The organism is Salipaludibacillus neizhouensis (assembly GCF_002886185.1).
Taxonomy (GTDB): Bacteria; Bacillota; Bacilli; order Bacillales; family Salisediminibacteriaceae; genus Salipaludibacillus; species Salipaludibacillus neizhouensis.
The window spans coordinates 406553-424331 of the sequence record NZ_KZ614148.1 but is presented as its reverse complement, the minus strand read 5'-3'; the positions used below and the strand labels follow the sequence as shown (position 1 = coordinate 424331).

General features: G+C 37.1%; 16 protein-coding genes. 7 read left to right on the top strand and 9 right to left on the bottom strand.

The annotated features are described in order from the left end of the window. Window positions 1-74: 74 nt before the first annotated feature. From CEF18_RS24955 to CEF18_RS24930, 6 genes are all read right to left on the bottom strand, one after another. Window positions 75-749: a CpsD/CapB family tyrosine-protein kinase gene (locus CEF18_RS24955; protein WP_190238721.1), complete on the bottom strand. Its 675-nt coding sequence runs from the start codon at window positions 747-749 to the stop codon at window positions 75-77. Continuing rightward, window positions 742-1452, bottom strand: a complete 711-nt coding sequence (locus CEF18_RS24950; protein ID WP_110939200.1) for a YveK family protein — start codon at window positions 1450-1452, stop codon at window positions 742-744. Before CEF18_RS24950 ends, CEF18_RS24955 begins: the two co-directional genes overlap by 8 nt. A gap of 274 nt (window positions 1453-1726) precedes the next feature. Beyond that, window positions 1727-3130: a sensor histidine kinase gene (locus CEF18_RS24945; RefSeq protein WP_110939199.1), complete on the bottom strand. Its 1404-nt coding sequence runs from the start codon at window positions 3128-3130 to the stop codon at window positions 1727-1729. Next, window positions 3130-3822, bottom strand: coding sequence for a response regulator transcription factor (locus tag CEF18_RS24940; protein WP_110939198.1), 693 nt, complete (start codon window positions 3820-3822; stop codon window positions 3130-3132). The genes CEF18_RS24945 and CEF18_RS24940 overlap by 1 nt, the downstream gene beginning before the upstream one ends. Before the next feature lie 249 nt (window positions 3823-4071). Further along, the gene (locus CEF18_RS24935; protein ID WP_110939197.1) at window positions 4072-4758 is read right to left on the bottom strand and encodes a GTP pyrophosphokinase; all 687 of its coding nucleotides are present in this window, start codon (window positions 4756-4758) and stop codon (window positions 4072-4074) included. A 326-nt stretch (window positions 4759-5084) separates the two neighbouring features. Beyond that, a complete protein-coding gene (locus tag CEF18_RS24930; protein WP_110939196.1) occupies window positions 5085-6059 on the bottom strand; it encodes an AEC family transporter in 975 nt (324 codons plus the stop codon). A gap of 671 nt (window positions 6060-6730) precedes the next feature. Between CEF18_RS24930 and CEF18_RS24925 the strand changes: the two genes are divergently transcribed. The 3 genes from CEF18_RS24925 (at window position 6731) to CEF18_RS24915 (ending at window position 10944) form a co-directional block, all read left to right on the top strand. Beyond that, a complete protein-coding gene (locus tag CEF18_RS24925) occupies window positions 6731-9730 on the top strand; it encodes a right-handed parallel beta-helix repeat-containing protein (RefSeq protein ID WP_147422002.1) in 3000 nt (999 codons plus the stop codon). A gap of 261 nt (window positions 9731-9991) precedes the next feature. Then, complete coding sequence (locus CEF18_RS24920; protein ID WP_110939194.1) at window positions 9992-10312, top strand: YckD family protein; 321 nt, start codon at window positions 9992-9994, stop codon at window positions 10310-10312. 167 nt (window positions 10313-10479) lie between these two features. After that, on the top strand, window positions 10480-10944 hold the full coding sequence (locus tag CEF18_RS24915; RefSeq protein ID WP_110939193.1) for a metal-dependent hydrolase: 465 nt from the start codon (window positions 10480-10482) through the stop codon (window positions 10942-10944). Between the two features lie 87 nt (window positions 10945-11031). On the opposite strand, the gene CEF18_RS24910 is transcribed toward CEF18_RS24915, so the two are convergent. Beyond that, complete coding sequence (locus tag CEF18_RS24910; RefSeq protein ID WP_110939192.1) at window positions 11032-11787, bottom strand: MerR family transcriptional regulator; 756 nt, start codon at window positions 11785-11787, stop codon at window positions 11032-11034. Between the two features lie 240 nt (window positions 11788-12027). Here CEF18_RS24910 and CEF18_RS24905 point away from each other — a divergent pair, with 240 nt between their 5' ends. Beyond that, the gene (locus CEF18_RS24905) at window positions 12028-12594 is read left to right on the top strand and encodes a TetR/AcrR family transcriptional regulator (RefSeq protein ID WP_110939191.1); all 567 of its coding nucleotides are present in this window, start codon (window positions 12028-12030) and stop codon (window positions 12592-12594) included. 55 nt (window positions 12595-12649) lie between these two features. Continuing rightward, window positions 12650-14116, top strand: coding sequence for an MDR family MFS transporter (locus tag CEF18_RS24900; protein WP_110939190.1), 1467 nt, complete (start codon window positions 12650-12652; stop codon window positions 14114-14116). A 227-nt stretch (window positions 14117-14343) separates the two neighbouring features. On the opposite strand, the gene CEF18_RS24895 is transcribed toward CEF18_RS24900, so the two are convergent. Next, on the bottom strand, window positions 14344-14856 hold the full coding sequence (locus CEF18_RS24895) for a hypothetical protein (RefSeq protein WP_110939189.1): 513 nt from the start codon (window positions 14854-14856) through the stop codon (window positions 14344-14346). 311 nt (window positions 14857-15167) lie between these two features. On the opposite strand from CEF18_RS24895, the gene CEF18_RS24890 reads away from it, so the two are divergent. Both CEF18_RS24890 and CEF18_RS24885 read left to right on the top strand, forming a co-directional pair. Next, on the top strand, window positions 15168-15599 hold the full coding sequence (locus tag CEF18_RS24890) for a ferritin-like domain-containing protein (protein ID WP_110939188.1): 432 nt from the start codon (window positions 15168-15170) through the stop codon (window positions 15597-15599). 273 nt (window positions 15600-15872) lie between these two features. Then, complete coding sequence (locus CEF18_RS24885) at window positions 15873-16358, top strand: GNAT family N-acetyltransferase (RefSeq protein ID WP_110939187.1); 486 nt, start codon at window positions 15873-15875, stop codon at window positions 16356-16358. A gap of 183 nt (window positions 16359-16541) precedes the next feature. Here the strand turns inward: CEF18_RS24885 and murB are convergent, their stop codons facing one another. After that, complete coding sequence (gene murB, locus CEF18_RS24880) at window positions 16542-17465, bottom strand: UDP-N-acetylmuramate dehydrogenase (RefSeq protein ID WP_110939186.1); 924 nt, start codon at window positions 17463-17465, stop codon at window positions 16542-16544. Window positions 17466-17779 lie beyond the last annotated feature (314 nt).

Sequence of the window (17779 nt, the reverse complement as noted above, 5' to 3'; positions counted from 1 at the left end):
TAAAGGTAAGGAGATATCACCTGTAAAGTGTAACTAATTTAATTCTTAATAACGAACAAGTGAATTAAAAAAATTTATGCTCTTATCAGTCGATCCTTTATAGATAGTTTTTTTCCGTTAAAGATGACACCTATAAGATTCACAGCATATGCGTCTAATACTCTCTTTGCCTCTAGCATTTCATTTATATCCGTCTTATGATCTCTTACTACTAAAACCGTTCCGTCAGACTTACTCGCTATGATTTTCCCTGTATCACTATCGAGAACTGGTGGATTATCGATAAAAATAAAGTCAAACTTTTCTTTCACTTCTCCAATGAGATGGTCCATTGCTGAAGATTGCAAAATTGGATTGAAATTAGCCATCGTTGGTCCAGATGTTAAAAGTTTTAAACTCTCAAATTGTGTGGTATTTATCGATTCAGACAGTTTTTTTTGTCCGACTAGTACATTGCTTAATCCGTAGTCATTTTTCACATGGAATATCTTATTAAGCATTGGATGATTTAGGTTTCCGTCTATTAGTAATACGTTTTTGCCTTCTCTGGCAAAAGTTAGTGCCAAATGACAGCATGTCGTTGTCTTCCCCTCCCCGGATGTCGGAGAAATAAAAGAAACAGTTTGATACTTATTCTTGTATGCAGCAAACTCAATATTTGATTTAATATGTTTATAATCCTTAAATAACTTAGATTCTGTACGATTGTAAAACGTTAAGAAATGCTGATTTTTATATTTATCAAACACTCGTTTCACCTCTCAATGATGTTTTCTTTTTCCGAGCAGGATTGCTTCTCAATGTTAAACGCTGAATTCTTGAAACACTGCCTAATACCGGGACTTCCATCATACTTTCAATTTGCCTTTCGGTTTTAATTCTGTTATCGATACTATCCAATAAAAGAGCAAATCCTACAGCCAATACAGCACCCAATATGAAACTGGCAAAACTGAGAGTATTAGTTGTTTCATTAATCGGATAAAGAGAATCTTGAACAGTTGCTTCTGATAACATACTGATTTCTGTATAGCCTAATCGTTCGCGAACGACTTCGGAAAAGACTGTTCCTACTGTATTGGCGACTAATACTGCATTTTCTGGTGAACTACCAGTTGCATCAATTTTTATTATCTCAGATCCTTCCACATCGGAAACCAAAATGAGACTTCCTAATTGTTCAGCCGAAGCTTCAATAGATGGATCCTTTGCTACTTCATCCAGAACAATAGGCTCCGTAATGAAAGTCTTCAATGTGTGCATATTTACGCTTTCTTCTTGTACCAAAATAGATGCGGTTGCAGAATAAATTGGTGCGGCTACATTTTCATGTTGATAATAAGTTCCTAACCCTCCTATAACTCCCGTCATAAGAATGATGATCCACCAACGGGTGACTAATGCCATTAAAATTGGTTTAATTTGAATTTCTTTCTCGCTCGAACCGTTCATTTGATTCCGCCTCCTGTTGGTGCTTGATAAAGAGCAGTAACTGTAAATCAGTACAATATCTTTTGCATTACACCTATATTAATTCTTAATAACGAACAAGTCAACAAAAATAGAGAACTTTTTTATGATTTTTTTGTAAAGTAGCTTTTTCCATAACTACTCCCATATTTACGACATTTTTCTATGTATTTCGTTTTTAAAATGTTCAATAAATGCAATTTTTTATGGAAAACAACATGAGCTATCATCACTCATGCCGTTTCTTATAAATCATCTATTGTTTTTCTTTTGCGATCGTTAGTGTGAACGTTGTTCCTTGTCCTACATTACTTTCCACTATTATTGTAGCGTTGTGGAGATCCAGAATTTGTTTCACAATGGAAAGACCAATTCCCGTGCCTACTTTTTGCGAACGTGCTTTATCAGATTTATAAAATCGTTCCCAAATGTTCGCTAGTTCATCTTCTGACATCCCTAGACCTTGATCTGATATATTTATTTGAACCACATTTTTTTGTTCTTTAACAAGAATGCCAATTTTGCTTCCATAAGATGAGTATTGTATAGCATTTTGTACCAGATTTATAAATACTTGTTCCATCCGTTCGGAATCAGCATAAATGTATACATCTTTTTTTCCTGTATCGAATTGAATCTCCATCTCTCGCTTTGACGTTTCCGGTTCTAATTTAGCCAATATTATTCGGAGTTGCTCTGTGACATTATACACCTTACGATCCAATTCCCAATTTCCTGCTTCGAGACTCGCCGTGCTCAACAGATCATTGACCAGTTTCATTAAACGATCTGTTTCATGATGCATGATGGTTAAATAGTGCTTTTCTTTTGCTCTTGGGATCGTTCCATCCAGCATTGCACCTAGAAATCCCCGAATCGATGTTAATGGAGTTCGTAGATCATGAGAAACATTGGCTACAAAATCTTTTCTCAACTGATCCAAACTTCCAAGTTCTTTCGCCATATGATTGAGAGTGTTGCCCAATTGACCAATTTCATCTGTCGTTTTCACATTTACACGATGAGAGAAATCCCCCTTGGCAAATTGAAGTGCGCTATGGTTCATATTCGTTAAGGGATCTGTTATTTTTCTCGAAGTATAATATATAATCATTGCGGTTATTACCAAAGCAATTAGTGCCGTTAAAAAGTTTATCCAAATAATTTGACGGGACTCACGATCAAACTCATGAAACACCATGACAATAGCTTGTGGTTCTTGCGAAAGGGATGGAATGTTAATTTTTGAAGCCATCACATACGATATTTCTTTTCGTTTTCCCAACAGTCGTTCAGATACCGTTTCTTCTCCAGACAAAGCTTGATCGACAATATTTGAAGAAAGTCCTTGCTCTTGCAAAAATCCTGGATGAAACAACGCCCTTCCTTCTGTATCAAAAAGGAGTATTTGTCGATTTTCTTGATCCATGTTGAATTCTAAGGAATGATGAAGTTCATCGTCTGACATTCCGACTTCACTTGCACTCTCAAAGAAATCTTGTATTTGATTAATCTGGTGTTCGAATGTTCGATTATATCTCGACAGCATTTCGTGATGGATAAGTGTGTTTAAGACTATTGCAAAGATAAGAAAAGAAAGAAATAATATTAGAAGATGTGACGTGAACAATTTCTTAAAGACACTGCTTCGTTTAACCATCACTCGTTCACCTCAAATTTATAGCCGATCCCATGTATCGTTTTTAACTGCCAATGAGGTAACTCATCGTTAATTTTTTCTCGAATTCGTTTAATATGCACATCGACAGTTCGGTTATCGCCTTCATAATCAAACCCCCAGATTTGTTGTACAAGCTGCTGACGAGTGAAAACGTGATTCTCATTGGAAGCAAGATAATACAGCAACTCCAACTCCTTTGGAGGTAACATGATAAATTCATCATTTCGAACAAGACGGTACTGACTAATATCAAGTGTCATGTTTAAGAACATTAAGCTTGGATTTTTTTGAGCATTGGGACTTGTCCTTCTAAGAATCGCCTTAATTCTAGCAATGATTTCTTTTGGATCAAAAGGCTTCACAACATAATCATCTGCACCTAATTCTAATCCTCTCACCTTATCGTAGCTCTCTCCTTTTCCCGTTAACATGAGAATAGGGACGGAGCGTTCATCGCGATTAATTTCTTTACAAACTTCCCATCCATCTTGCTTTGGAAGCATAATATCTAAAATAACGAATTCCGGGTTTTTATCGTAATATTGCTCCAATCCTGCTTCCCCATCCGCTGCAAATATGACTTTGTATCCTTCTTTCGAAAGATAGAGGTCCAGCAGTTCACTTATATAAGGATCGTCTTCTACTACAAGTATTTTCATACTATTTTTCATGGAAACACCTCCAATTCTTCGCATTTTAACGTCATACTATAAAACATCTGAAAGTGGCGTAATCGTTCCATCAATTTCAAACAGCACGAAAGCTCATGAGGGGGGACTCACAAGCTTTCATTTAATCTTTAATTAATTTATTGTTAACAGCCTTTATGCTGGATTTTTTCGGGACGTATACAAAGTGCGGCTTGAATACCTTTGTTACGTAATTCTAGGACTAATTCTGAGGATGTTTTCTTTTTGTATTTAACCATCACGATTCATCTCCTCCTTAACATGTGGTCCTGTGATAGATACTATTTTCGATGACGCTCCTCCAGTATGGTCCATACGTTTAACTTCATCGTGAATGTCTTTCATCTTTTCATCCATTGCACTTGCTGTTTTAGCTGCTTCTAATAGACCTTTTTCCAAATGTTTAGGAATTGTCTTGTCATATTTATAGTAAATTTTATGTTCTAGGCTTGCCCAAAAATCCATTGCAAGTGTTCGTAATTGAACTTCGACATTTACATATTCCACACGATCCGAGAGTGTTATCGGAACCTCTATAATCATATGTAAACTTTGGTAGCCATTCGGTTTTGGAAATCGAATATAATCCTTCACATCTACAACACAGAGGTCCTTTCTTTTCATTAACAGTTCGTACATATCATATACATCTGAGGAAAAAGGACAAACTACCCTCACTCCAGCGATATCATACAAGTTTTCTCTAGCAGAACTAACCGAGACTTTAAGTTTTTTTCTGTTTAACTTAGACACGATACTTTCCGGTGTTTTCAGGCGAGTTTTAACATGCTCGATCATATTTTCATCCCGCATATATTTAGCTTCTTCTACCATAATATTAATTTTTGTTTTCATTTCATCCAGGGCAAATTTATACGGAAGTAAAAAGGCTTTCCAAATCTTTGATTTTTCGCTCATCTTCATAAACCTCCATTGATTTCCAAACTTATGAATAACCTATATTTAATCTATAGTTATATCATATCAATAGTTTATGAACAGAGGATGAACATCCTGTGAAGAATTGTGAAACATTAAGGAAATGTATTATTTCGGTATTACTGTGGTTTCCCATTTTCTGGGGGGGCTAAAAAAGGGGTCTGACCCCTTTTTTAGCCCCCTTTTTAGAAAGTGGTGTTGAAAGGACAATGTTAAATAGGATGAAAGTCTTCTGCGGATTGTTATCCTTTCACTTCATTAACCCCTTATCGATCACGTACTATCAAAATAGAAGTGTCTATATCCTATAGATAGAGCGTCATCAGATACAAGACAGGCAAAACAAAGATCAATAAAACTGTTGTTATAAACCAACTGGAATTTGCTAGATCCTTATCCAAATTGAACAGTTGAGGTGGCACTAAAGAAGTAAATCCAGGGGGCATCGCCGATAGGATAATGATTGTTTTGAATGCAATGCCGTCATAAACCTCTCTAAGTCCAAACATAAGTGCGAGAATTGTTACAGCAACAGGAACAATTCCATACTTGATCGCCGCAACAACGAAGCTTTCTTTTAAGTACCCTTTAACCTTTCCTACTTGTAAATTAAATCCTGTAGGGACAACGAGCAAGATCGTAAAAATAGGAACCAGGACACTGTTTAAATCCGCGTAAAACGCTGGACGTTCCCACGGAGACAGGTTCAAACTTCCACCTATAACTATCGCAATAAGTGTAATAATGATAAAGGGATTTGTTGCTAACTTTTTTAAGAGGGACTTCTCTTTTAATCCTTGATTTTCCCCATAAGACTGGGCAACCGGAAAACCTACTGCATAGTATATTAGATCTTCGAACAATCTAAATAACGCTACGAAAACAAGACTTGCTTCTCCTAAAAAAACAAAACAAAATAAGTTCCCAAAACTCCCTAAGTTTGTAAACGTACCGGAAGCAAACATGGATCCTTGCTGTTTTCTGCCTAACTTCAGCCACTTAGCCGCATACAAGGATAGACCGCCACCTAATGCAATAGCTATCGCTCCTAATATTGGTATAACGATTAATCTCAAATCATCTAACTGAACATACCAAAACGCACCGAAAATAATCAGTGGATTAACAACTAGCAATGCAGACATTGTTGAGCCTTTTAATATCCGATGCATTTTTTCCGGTGACGATATTGTACCTTTATCTAAAAGAACCCTGAGTCCTTTGCCTACTAATAAACCTATTATCACAATCGCAAGTGCAAAAACAAAATTTCCAATCATGAACTATCCCTCGCCAACACTCATTTAGTATCCTTTATCTTACCATCAATTTATTCCTTATAGTTGACGTTCCTCTATAAAAATAATTTCCCACATTATGGGAGGGAACTTAAGGAGGAAGAGAATGGTTTTATACCAAACTGTGATTGGTCAGAAAAGCACTCGGAAGAAGAAAATGACGAGTAAAAGATCGAAAGGCCAACGAAATAGTTGGCCTTTTTTCATACTTGATTAAAAAGATCCTAAGGACGTATAGGATTTCCACGCTTGATTGAGAACAAACATACAAGCAGTAGAAAGCTGATTACATAATAATAGAAAAAGGATGCTGAACAACAATAAGATCTTTGAGTCTCAAGAGATTACCCTTTTAAATTCGCAGAGATGATGCAAAATGCCTCTGCAATAACGAAGGCTCCTGCGGAAGAAAGAGCAAAGCAATACACCGAAAGGCTTGCCCCGCTCCTCCGCGGGAAAAGAAGCAATGTAAGCGTCATCCCTACTCTTATAAATCCACGTCTCTTCCCTGGAGTTGTTCAGTAGCACCTAAATAAAAAATCAGAGAGGAGTGCCAATAAAGAGAGGGGGATTTTTGAAGCATGGAACATCAATCGACCTAATAGGAAGGTGATACAATGGCTTACAAAATTATAATTAGACGTGAATTATTAGTGAACCTACCTTCGTTAGATGAAGGTGAATTTGGCTATAGTACAGATACACAAGAGCTGTTCATTGGTTCATCAAATGGTAATATTTCACTTGCTAAGAAGAGTGATATTCCCAATGAAACCGGGTCTAATATATCTGTAAGTGAAGATAATGGATTTATCATTGTAGATGGTGAAGAACTTCAAGTTTACAACGATCAAGCTATCTTAGAAGCACTTGACTTGAAAGCGAATATTGAGGATTTACCTGCCACGTTTGTCACTATTAATGATGATTCAATTAGTGATAATGAAGCGTGGTCAGCAAGCAAACTAACAACTGAGTTCGATTCAAAAGCTACTACTAGCCACACGCATTCCCTTTCAAATCTAACCGATGTAGATGCAACAGACCGGACAAATGGGAACGCGCTACAATACGATTCGGAACAGCAAATGTTTGTATCGAAATCTCTTCCCCAGGGAAACGGAAATGGCGCCACTAGTTTAAATGGTCTAACGGATGTAGACGTTTCAACGATTCCTCCTTCTCAAGGTCATGTGTTATCTTATGAAGATGGTATCTGGAAACCTATAAAGTCAGAGGGAATACCTACCGACGGGGTAACAAGCGATGATATTCTTCTAAGCATCCAAGGAGAGTGGAAAGTATCGCCAAGTAGAGGAACTTTCGCCATTGAGCTTAGTAGGTGGGGAATTGAGACAGGATTTCCAGAGAAGCCCTATGTAGAAGAAGACTATTATAAAGCAAAAGGGAATGTTGATGGCATTAACGATGCACTTATGCATGCGTTTGAAGCTGGCTACTCAGAAGTTATCCTTCCCAAGGGAGACTACTCCATATGTTATCCTTATGAAATACTACCACAGGATTATCAGACCCTTAACCTTGGAGGTTCCACACTTAAAGTCATGTATGACTCCGATAGTAGGTCTCCTTTTGATACGTCTAGTAATGGCACCCATAGATTTGGAGGTAACACAATTTCGTTTAGAAATGTACGAAATGCCCACCTTAAAAATGGTAGGATTATTGGGTGTAAATACGAAAGAAGCTTTATCCATAGTGAAGAAAGGTGGGTAGAATGGACTTATGGTGTTCTACTTACTGGAGGCTCATCCTACTGTTCTGTCAGCAACTGTTATGTCGCAGGATACATGGGAGATTGTGTCAGTTTTAGCTCTACTGGATCTGTACGTACTGGTACGTCTGGTCAGGGGAATCATCAAGTTGTGGGTTATGTGGATAATAGTGAAGGGAATGTGATAGAGGATGAGGAAGCAAACTCCGTAGTATCCGCACTAATAACTATACCGAGAGAAAACGGTGAAAACATTAGCCCAATACTTTCCTTGAGTGGTCAAGGGTATTCAAGAACCACGAACATACTAAGTAAACGCTTTGACGTATACTACTATAGTAATGGGGATTATCTAGGAAGACTAACAAACAACAAAGTACATGCACCAGTGACTGTACCCCCACTTGCTACCCACTTTAGAATGGTGTATATCGGAGAAACCAATGCTAGTAAAAATATGCAAATTTTCATTAACTACGGAGGCGTACACCATAACCTGGTTGAATACAACGAGATTGTTGACGGTCATAGAGGTGGTATAACCCCTGGCGGGTCTTATAATGTCATACAGTATAATGAACTACGAGATAATGGTTCTAGTAATGGATGGATGCACGGAGGTGTACCTACATTTCCAGACTCTACAAGGTACGGGATTAATCAAGAAGACTCTTATGGAGACAATACTATTATAAGAGGTAATCATATATACGGAAGTTTTCACGGGATGCTTATAGGTGTGTATTCCGCATTTATAGAGAACAATGTTATAAATAATTGCGGTTGGGGAATTAGGGTGTACGGAATGGAGTATGGTCACATATCAGGGAATTATATACAAACTGGCAATCCTATAACATCATCGGGAACAAGCTTACTAGGGGCTATCCAAGTGATAGGGAACTACTGTAATGGAAATATAGTATTAGGAAACGCAAGTTATGAGTGCATAGTACAGGGTAACCATGTAATAGGTGGAGGATTGCAGGTAGCTAATGGCATGTGTGAGGGCAACTATGTCATTCTAAAAAATGGGCAAAGCGGTACACTTGAGGGAGATAACATAAAAAGAAATAAATTTATTGGTATGGGTGAAGAACACTCCTCACTTATGATATACGGTGCTGGACCAGAAGTACTAGAGGGTAACGAGTTTCATAACGTGAAAATTGATATTTTTAAGTACTCTGGGCATCTTACAGTAAAAAACTGTACCCTGAACAGATGTATTGTTACGACATCATCGAGGTCAGATATGGAGGTATTCACCTTGAACATTAAAGGTTGCGATATATTTGATACCCAATTAATTGCTAGGGGTGGAGTTAACTCTGATGCTGGTTTACGCACAAGGATGAATATATCAAATAGCACACTTAGTATTTCTGATGGATACGAAAATTCTTACTTTGTAATGGCAGGTACCAATATAGCCCAAGCCGTTGAGATAAATATTGAGAATTGCGTTCTACAGACAGACAAACATGACTTGGAGACTATATCATACTCTTCTAATCTGAACATTAACTCTTTGAGCCTCTCTATAAAGGACACCACTATAGAGTACACGGGGGAAGGTATGCTAGAGACACAGTTTAATTCACGAGAAGGTACGATTCACACTGGCATCTTGGCTGACGTAATTTACAAAAACGTTATTATAGGGGGTTTAGTAGGTGACAAGTACTCATTCCACAACCCTGACAATTCCGTAAGTAAAAATGTATCATTAGAGCTTGTCGATACAATATATAAAGCTACCGTAATTCATGATTTACAAACATTAAATCCATTTATTTCTATAAAGAAAGATACTGGAGAATTAGTTACCCCTTCTATATTTATTTTAGATAATAAAACAGTGGAGATTATCTCTAATGATGACATGGAAATAAATGTGTTCATAAAAAGAGTTTAAATGACAAAAACATTATTATGAACCTTGAAAAACAGTGCCGGACAAACTATTGATTTCGCAAAATTAAAGGCCAACTAAACTTGTTGGCCTTTTTATAATGTCATTCATTGCTTCCCTTACAATATCATGGAAAAACAAAGCGAAGTGGGGTGCCCTTTTATAGGACTGTATTATAGGGTCAGACCCCTTTTTATTAAGATTGTGAATAAGATAATCGATGGCGGAGCAAGATAAGGGAAATATTACTAAAGGAGAGATCGAATGGTTAAATATTTATTTGGATTTCTAGCAGTTTGCATGCTTTCTGTAGCGACATTATCTGCTCCAGTGAGTGCAGAGGGTGTTAACGATGTTGAACTTACCGAGGATCAGCGTATGGAGATGTCCTTGCTTCAAAAGGATGCCATCGAACGAAAGAAGGAGATTATTAACAAGTACGTTGAATACGGAGTTTTCACAGAAGAAAAAGCACAAAAACTGCAAGCTCATATGGATGAAAAATTTAGTGAACTCGAGGAAAACGGGTTTATTCCTAATTGTGATAGATCTAAAAAGCATTCGGAGAAAGAAGAAAACAACTAATATCATGATTGAAAGGCCAACGGAATCGTTGGTCTTTTTTCGTTTTTGTAAAACGCACTATGTAATTGAGTATCGCTTTGGTAAAATTGAATTCTTCCCCTCTATTCAATTCCCCCAATTATTGATATGATCTTGTTCTTACTATATTAATAAAGGAGAGCAACATCATGAGGTATTACACACACATCACAACTTCTTTATCAGCAGCTGTTTTGCTAACGACATATTCTCCTTTGAACATTCCAGTTGAGTCTACTGTTACAGTTACCGGACTTCTACTCGGAGCTGTTCTTCCTGATATTGATGAAACGAGATCATGGCTCGGGCGAAGAGTACCTGTTTTATCAGGCATTATAAAGTTTCTTTTTGGTCATCGTGGACTTACTCACTCAGGACTAGTACTCGCATTAATGGGATTTTTACTTGTGAATACAGAAAGTCAATTTTTAGTTGGACTATCTGCAGGAGTGATCTTACATATCATAGAAGACTCTTTTTCCAGAGGAGGAATTCCTTTACTCTATCCATTTACATCAAAACGAACCGGAATACCCTTATATAGGACCGGTGGATTGAACGAACTATTAATTTTTGCAGCCAGTCTTGGATTCTTGGTTTATTCCTTCATGTAGAAAAATAGTAATGAATGGAGTTGCTCCATTAGTCAAAGCTGGCATGATCGATCTGTCTTTTTCAGATACGGAGTAACTTTTTTGGCACTATTTTCTGCAATAAAATTTTATTGCATCATGAAGAAAAAAAGCAAATCCTTCACCGAATTTATCAATGTTTTTTGTGAACCTGGCATCTGATACATACATATCAGCAAGCCCAGAATAGATCTCTGTCGTGCATTCATAGAAATTATCCGTAATGTGTTGTTGATAACTAGCAACAAGCTCTTGAACCTTTCTATCTTGCGGTCCACTGGCTGTTCGCTTAGCCATTTCCTCATATATGTGGTTTCCCTCTTGTTGAATCTTTTCCCAGTCTGTCACTTTATAGTTTTTCGTTTTTTGTTGAGATTCTTTGTAGGCTTTCGTGTGACCGTATTTCTCTTTTATTTCCGCTTCATACTTCTTCTGCTGTTCTTCAATTTCAGTCATACCAAATGGTTCAAAACGTTCTTGATCTGTCATTTCCCTTCCTCCTTTTAACTTATCCATGGACGAATTTATTGAATCTATAATTCGATCGAGGCGATCTCTCTTCTTTAATAGCAAATCTTTATGAACTTTCAATGCGTGCATTTGATCGAAAAAAGGATCGTCTAAAATACGTTTTATCATACGCAAAGGAACTTCCATCTCTTTAAAGAAAAGTATTTGCTGTAATCGATCTAATTCTATCTGGTTATATAGACGATACCCATTCTCTTCTAATTTTTCCGGTTTTAATAATCCAATCTGATCATAATGATGTAATGTGCGAACACTTACACCTACTAAATCTGCAACCTCCTTAATTTTAAGCATCCTAACCACCTCTCTATTCTTACGATAAAGTATAACGTAACGTTAGAGTCAATTACTTATTAAGAAAAACGGCATAACATTTATTATCAAATACCACCCCCTGGAAATATATGGGGGGGACTGACCCCTTCACAGTAACGCTTTAAAAATGTTCACAAAAATAAGTCTTGACTATTCAAGGAGAAGTCGCCACAATTATATAGACCGGTTGTCATAATTTATTGTGAAGGAGTTTCTTATATGGGTAGTTCCAGCTCACGGTTAAACATTCTTGAAACAGCTTCTAAGCTATTCCAAGTGCAAGGATATCATGCTACTGGCTTAAATCAGATTATAAAGGAGAGTGGATCACCGAAAGGCTCTATTTATTACCATTTCCCGGAAGGAAAAGAGCAAATTGCTTTAGAGGCGGTTGAATATACAGGCAAAATTGTTCGAGAACAATTAAATAAAACACTCACTGCTTCTGCTGATCCTGTAGAATCCCTTCAGTCGGTAGTTCAACATCTAGTTGATCATTTAGGCCATCCTGAAGATGTGGAGGGTGTTCCTATTGGTTTAATTGCATTGGAGACCTGCTCCATGAGTGAAAAATTAAGAAAGGCTTGCTCTGAAGCTTTTACAAGTTGGCAAAGACTTTTTGCTGATAAATTAATTGAAAATGGGTTCAAACAAGATAGAGCAAGAGAATTAGGCATTCTTCTGCAATGTACATTGGAAGGAGCACTTACTGTCTCTGTGACTCAAGATAACAGTGAGCCCCTGCGTATTTTAAAAGAACAGATCCCGCTAATTATTAAACCTTAAGTTATTTTAACTATATCATTTTTATGAAACTATTTAGAAATTCGGAGGTATTATCATGCAATCCAACAACATTGAAGAATCAAACATAGAAACAGAAATTAAGCATACTGATATTAAAAAACTGCCTATTATGATCTCATTACTTATCGGTGTGTTTTTTGCTATCTTAAATGAAACATTATTAAATGTAGCCTATTTAGATCTTATGGCTACATTCGGAGTTACTGCGTCTACCGTTCAATGGTTAACAACAAGCTTTATGTTAATTGTTGGGGTTCTAGTTCCGATCTCAGCACTATTAGTAAGATGGTTTACGACAAGACAAATGTTCCTCGGAGCAATGATTATGTTTACGATTGGAACAATTATTTGTGCATTCGCCCCGACTTTTTCGCTCTTACTCATTGGCCGATTAATTCAGGCGGCTGGAACTGGACTATTAATTCCTATATTAATGAATACGATCTTATTTTTATACCCACCGGAAAAACGTGGAGCCGCAATGGGAATGGTAGGTTTAGTTATCATGTTTGCTCCTGCCATAGGTCCAACTATATCAGGACTCATTATCGAAGCATTAGATTGGAGATGGCTTTTCATTTTTGTTCTGCCTTTCTCGCTTTTCTCAATCGGTTTTGCATTCGTCTATTTAAAGAATCTAACGATAGTAACCAAGCCGAGAGTCGATGTTCTTTCAATAATCTTATCTACACTCGGATTTGGTGGTCTTGTATTTGGTTTTAGCAGCATTGGTGAAGGTGAGGCAGGCTGGTCACATCCTGAAGTTTACCTCTCAATTATCATAAGCATTATTGCTCTTTTCTTGTTCATCACTCGTCAATTAAAACTAAAAGAACCAATTCTTGAATTCCGGGTATTCAAATCACCAATGTTTTCATTAACAACTGTTCTATTAATTATTATGATGATGACAATGTTTTCAACAATGATAATACTACCAATGTACCTCCAAGGGCCTTTAGCCTTTTCCGCACTTGCCGCTGGTTTAGCATTGCTTCCTGGTGGTGTACTAAATGGAATTATGTCCCCTATAGCCGGTAAAATTTTTGACCGATTCGGACCAAGATTCCTTGTTATTCCAGGGACATTTATTTTAGTTGTTGTTATGGCGTTGTTTACACAGGTCTCTACAGATACATCAGCATATGTGTTTATCTTGCTTCATTCGTTCTTAATGATTGCGATTGCTATGGTGATGATGCCCGGACAAACAAATGGGTTGAATCAACTACCCCCAACCTATTATCCTCACGGTACAGCAGTTATAAACACACTGATGCAAGTAAGTGGAGCAATTGGAATCGCCTTATTCATTGGGATAATGTCATCTGGTCAAGCGAGTTATCTTGAAGGGGTTAATGATCCGAGTGAACCAATTAACATTTCTAATGCAATGACAGCTGGAGTCCAAGCTTCCTTCCAAGTAGGATTAATCTTTGCGATAATTTCCTTTATTCTTGCATTATTTATGAAACGAACCGTATTACCAAAAAGTATTTAACTAAGAAAAACGCGTAATGTCTTTTATTAATTGCAGCGTGAGCTTTCGCCACCATCACTTAAGCATAAAGGGTGGGTTTCCCTTGATGCGTGTGGCGTAAAGCTAGCTGTCATCCTATACCCTTTCTTTTCTTCAGGAAAAAGAGTTAGCCCGGCACTAAACTGGGCTAACTCTTTTTGGTAAATATTGGCGGGTCTGACCCCTTTTTAGACCCCTTTTTATTTCTTTCATATTAGCAGCTTAAATAATCCCATGCTGAAGAGGACGAGAAACGGAAGAAGTTCACCTAACTGCTGAAGCTTATAGACCGGTAATCGGTAGGATACATATAACCCCACCAAGAATAAAACACCAAATAGTACTCCTGCAAAAATTGGAACATACTCATTTAAGTTAGAATAGCCAGCCGACAACCCAAACCCTATGTTATCAATATTAACGATAATGAAAACCTTTAATAGCAGTGCTCTTTTAAAAACTCCCTCTCCATCTATTAAATGATAAATACTCAATATAAGCAGGATGGCACCTGATATTTTATTAAAAAGTTCAAAAGGTATAAAGTCTTCAATAATGATACCCATATGGTAAAAAGCCCATAAAATTAAAGCCGTTCCTGCTGTTAATAAAATAAAGTGAAAAAATGGAAAGTAATGTCTTTTGTATCCAATTAAAACACCCCAAATCAGCCCATCAAAACTTACGAAAAGTATCATCAATAAAGCTGAGAGAAACGCCATAATCTCCGCCCCCCTTTTCCTCATTAATTATATGCCTGTTTTTATAGGGTAGTCCTTTTTTTGTGTGATGCTCCAGCTCTACATAAGCTTGTTAAATTACTAAGTACAGAGGGTCTTGAGTCCGCTACTGACGAAAGCTTTCAGCGGGCAATGCTTTCCCGCTAGAGTTGCAACCTTCTGCTTCTTCAAGCTTCGTTTCTAACCCTTCGACTCAAACTGTTCACAGAAAAGATGTTTATTTAAATTCAAATGTGGAAAAAGATAAGTAGAGTGATCAAGACTTCTTCAAATAAGGAAGGGATGATTTAATAATGGACGCAAAGACAAAAGAACTAGTAAAAGGACTAAATGAGGATCTAGCAAATGAGTATGCTGCAGTTATCATGTACACTTACAATGCAGCGGTTGTCTCTGGTCTTTATCGCCAAGTACTAAAGCCATTTTTCGAAAGTGAAGTAACTGACGAAGCAGGCCATGCTTTATACTTGTCAGAAAAAATTAAAACACTAGGTGGTACTCCGACTACTACTCCTGCACCTGTAAAACAACTTAATGATGTTAAGGACATGTTAGTCGAAGCACACAAAGCTGAGAAGGAAACGATTGAAAGATATGAAACAAGAAAGAAACAAGCTGAAGCTTTAGGATTAACAGAATTAGTTGTGAAAATTGAAGATTTCATTGCTGATGAAACAGGACACAAAGAAGAAATGGCTCGTCTCCTAGACGACCCGCGTTTATAAAAGAAGGTTTGCTCGTAACTATCTAATAGAAACCGAAAGGACTGGAAAAGTCGATTGTACTTTTTCAGTCCTTCTTTTTGACCCTAAAATAAAGCTATTATCATTGCAGTTAATATTCAGGTCCTTCAGCACAGGAAACTCAATGGTTTCTCCAGTTCTCATATCCCGTTTTGGAGATGAGAACTTGTAATGACTTCTCTAAAATACAGTTTTTTAATCTCCCCCTATCATGTTATGGTTATGTAACAAGGCAAACTTTGAAAGGAGCTCGCTATGGAGTTAATTCTTTATACGGATAGATTAATACTGGCCGCTTGTTCTTCCCAACTATCACCATTGCTTCAAAATGATCCTCATCTTGATCTACCTCATATACAAGGACATTTAATAAAACTTGATAAAGAACCTTCGTTATACGGTTGGGGTCCTTGGCTGATTTTGCATCGCGAACATGAACAAGTTATTGGTGACATAGGATTCAAAGGTCAACCGGACCACCTTTCTTCTGTTGAAGTCGGATATGGAATTCTACCCCATTCACGAGAAAAAGGATATGCGACTGAATCTTTGAAAATATTAATGCATTGGGCTTTTCATCAGAAAAATGTCCAATCTATCAAAGCTGAATGCAGACATGATAATCGAGCGTCGATACGTGTTCTTGAGAAAGTGGATATGATACGAACTGGCGAAGAGCATCAAATGGTTCACTGGTTTTTGAATTCGAAAGAAAGAATAAAAAATCCAATAGACAGATAAGAAAAACGGCATAGCAGTCTTTTATTAAATTACAGCGTGATCTTTTTAGCCACTATCATTTAAGTATCAAGGGTGGGGTTCCCTTGATACTTGTGGCGTAAAGATAGCTGTCAATTTATGCTTTCTTATCTGTTAAAAGAGCACTGAAAAAAGAGTAAATAATTATTTTTTCAGTGCTCTTTTTTATTCTATTTTATCCACCCCTACAATTTTTGCTTCTAACTCAAGTTCTACTCCAAAATTTTCTCTGACCTTGTCCTGAACCATCTTGATCGTAGCAATATAATCAGATGCTGTGGCTTCACGTCTATTAATGATAAAACCAGCATGCTTCAAAGATACTTCCGCTCCTCCAACACCTTTTCCTTGCAGTCCACTATCTTGAATAAGCTTTCCCGCAAAGTAACCAGGCGGGCGTTTGAAAACACTTCCTACAGACGGATATTCAAGTGGCTGCTTCGACTCCCTTTGAAAAGTAAAATCATCCACTTTCTCTTTGATTAGCAGAGGCTCTCCTTTTTCAAGTTGAAACGTCGCTTCCAATACAATGTCCTGATTTTTTCCGAGAATACTTGATCTGTAATTCAGTTCTAATTCACCCTTATAAAGAGTAAGAAGCTCTCCGGCTCTATTCACCACTTTCACGTAGTCAATAACATCTTTGACTTCCCCTCCATAAGCACCGGCATTCATAATCATTGCACCGCCTATAGATCCAGGAATACCACAAGCAAATTCTAATCCCGCTAACTCTTGCTGCAAAGCCAGTTGAGAAGCATCTTTTATATCCGCCCCGCCCTGTGCAATGAGTTTGTCGTTCTCAACATACACCTTGGACAGTTTTTTCATGTTTAGCACCACTCCGCGAATTCCGCCGTCACGAATGATCATGTTTGAACCATTTCCAAGCAGCATAAAGGAAAAGTTATGACTGTTTTTCAATTTCACAATATCTGCAACTTCATTATACGATTCAGGTGTGACTAAAAAATCAGCACTACCACCAATTTTAGTTAGTGTATGTGCCCTTAAAGGCTCATCCCTAAACACGTTCTCCTTATTAGTAATCTGGATTAACTGATTATATATCTCATCATTATTCATTATAAGTACCTCTTTAAAATTTATTTTTAATCTTCACTTTTATTCTATTCAATACTCTTTATTATTCTAATCCAATTTAACGCATATGAAAACCATCTGCTTAGAATTATGTCGAGATTTGTTATCTTCTTCTAAACTTGGAGTGCATCAAGATTTATAACTCTTAATCAGCAAGGCTGGTCCTATTAGCTTCTTGTTCCCTTAAAAGTAAACAACAACGCCCCAATTCCTCAGTTTATAGCGCATTTTTTAAATGATTTTCTTAATAATCCATAAGTTTTCCAAAAAAACCTTGCAGTCTACTTAAAAACTGCTAG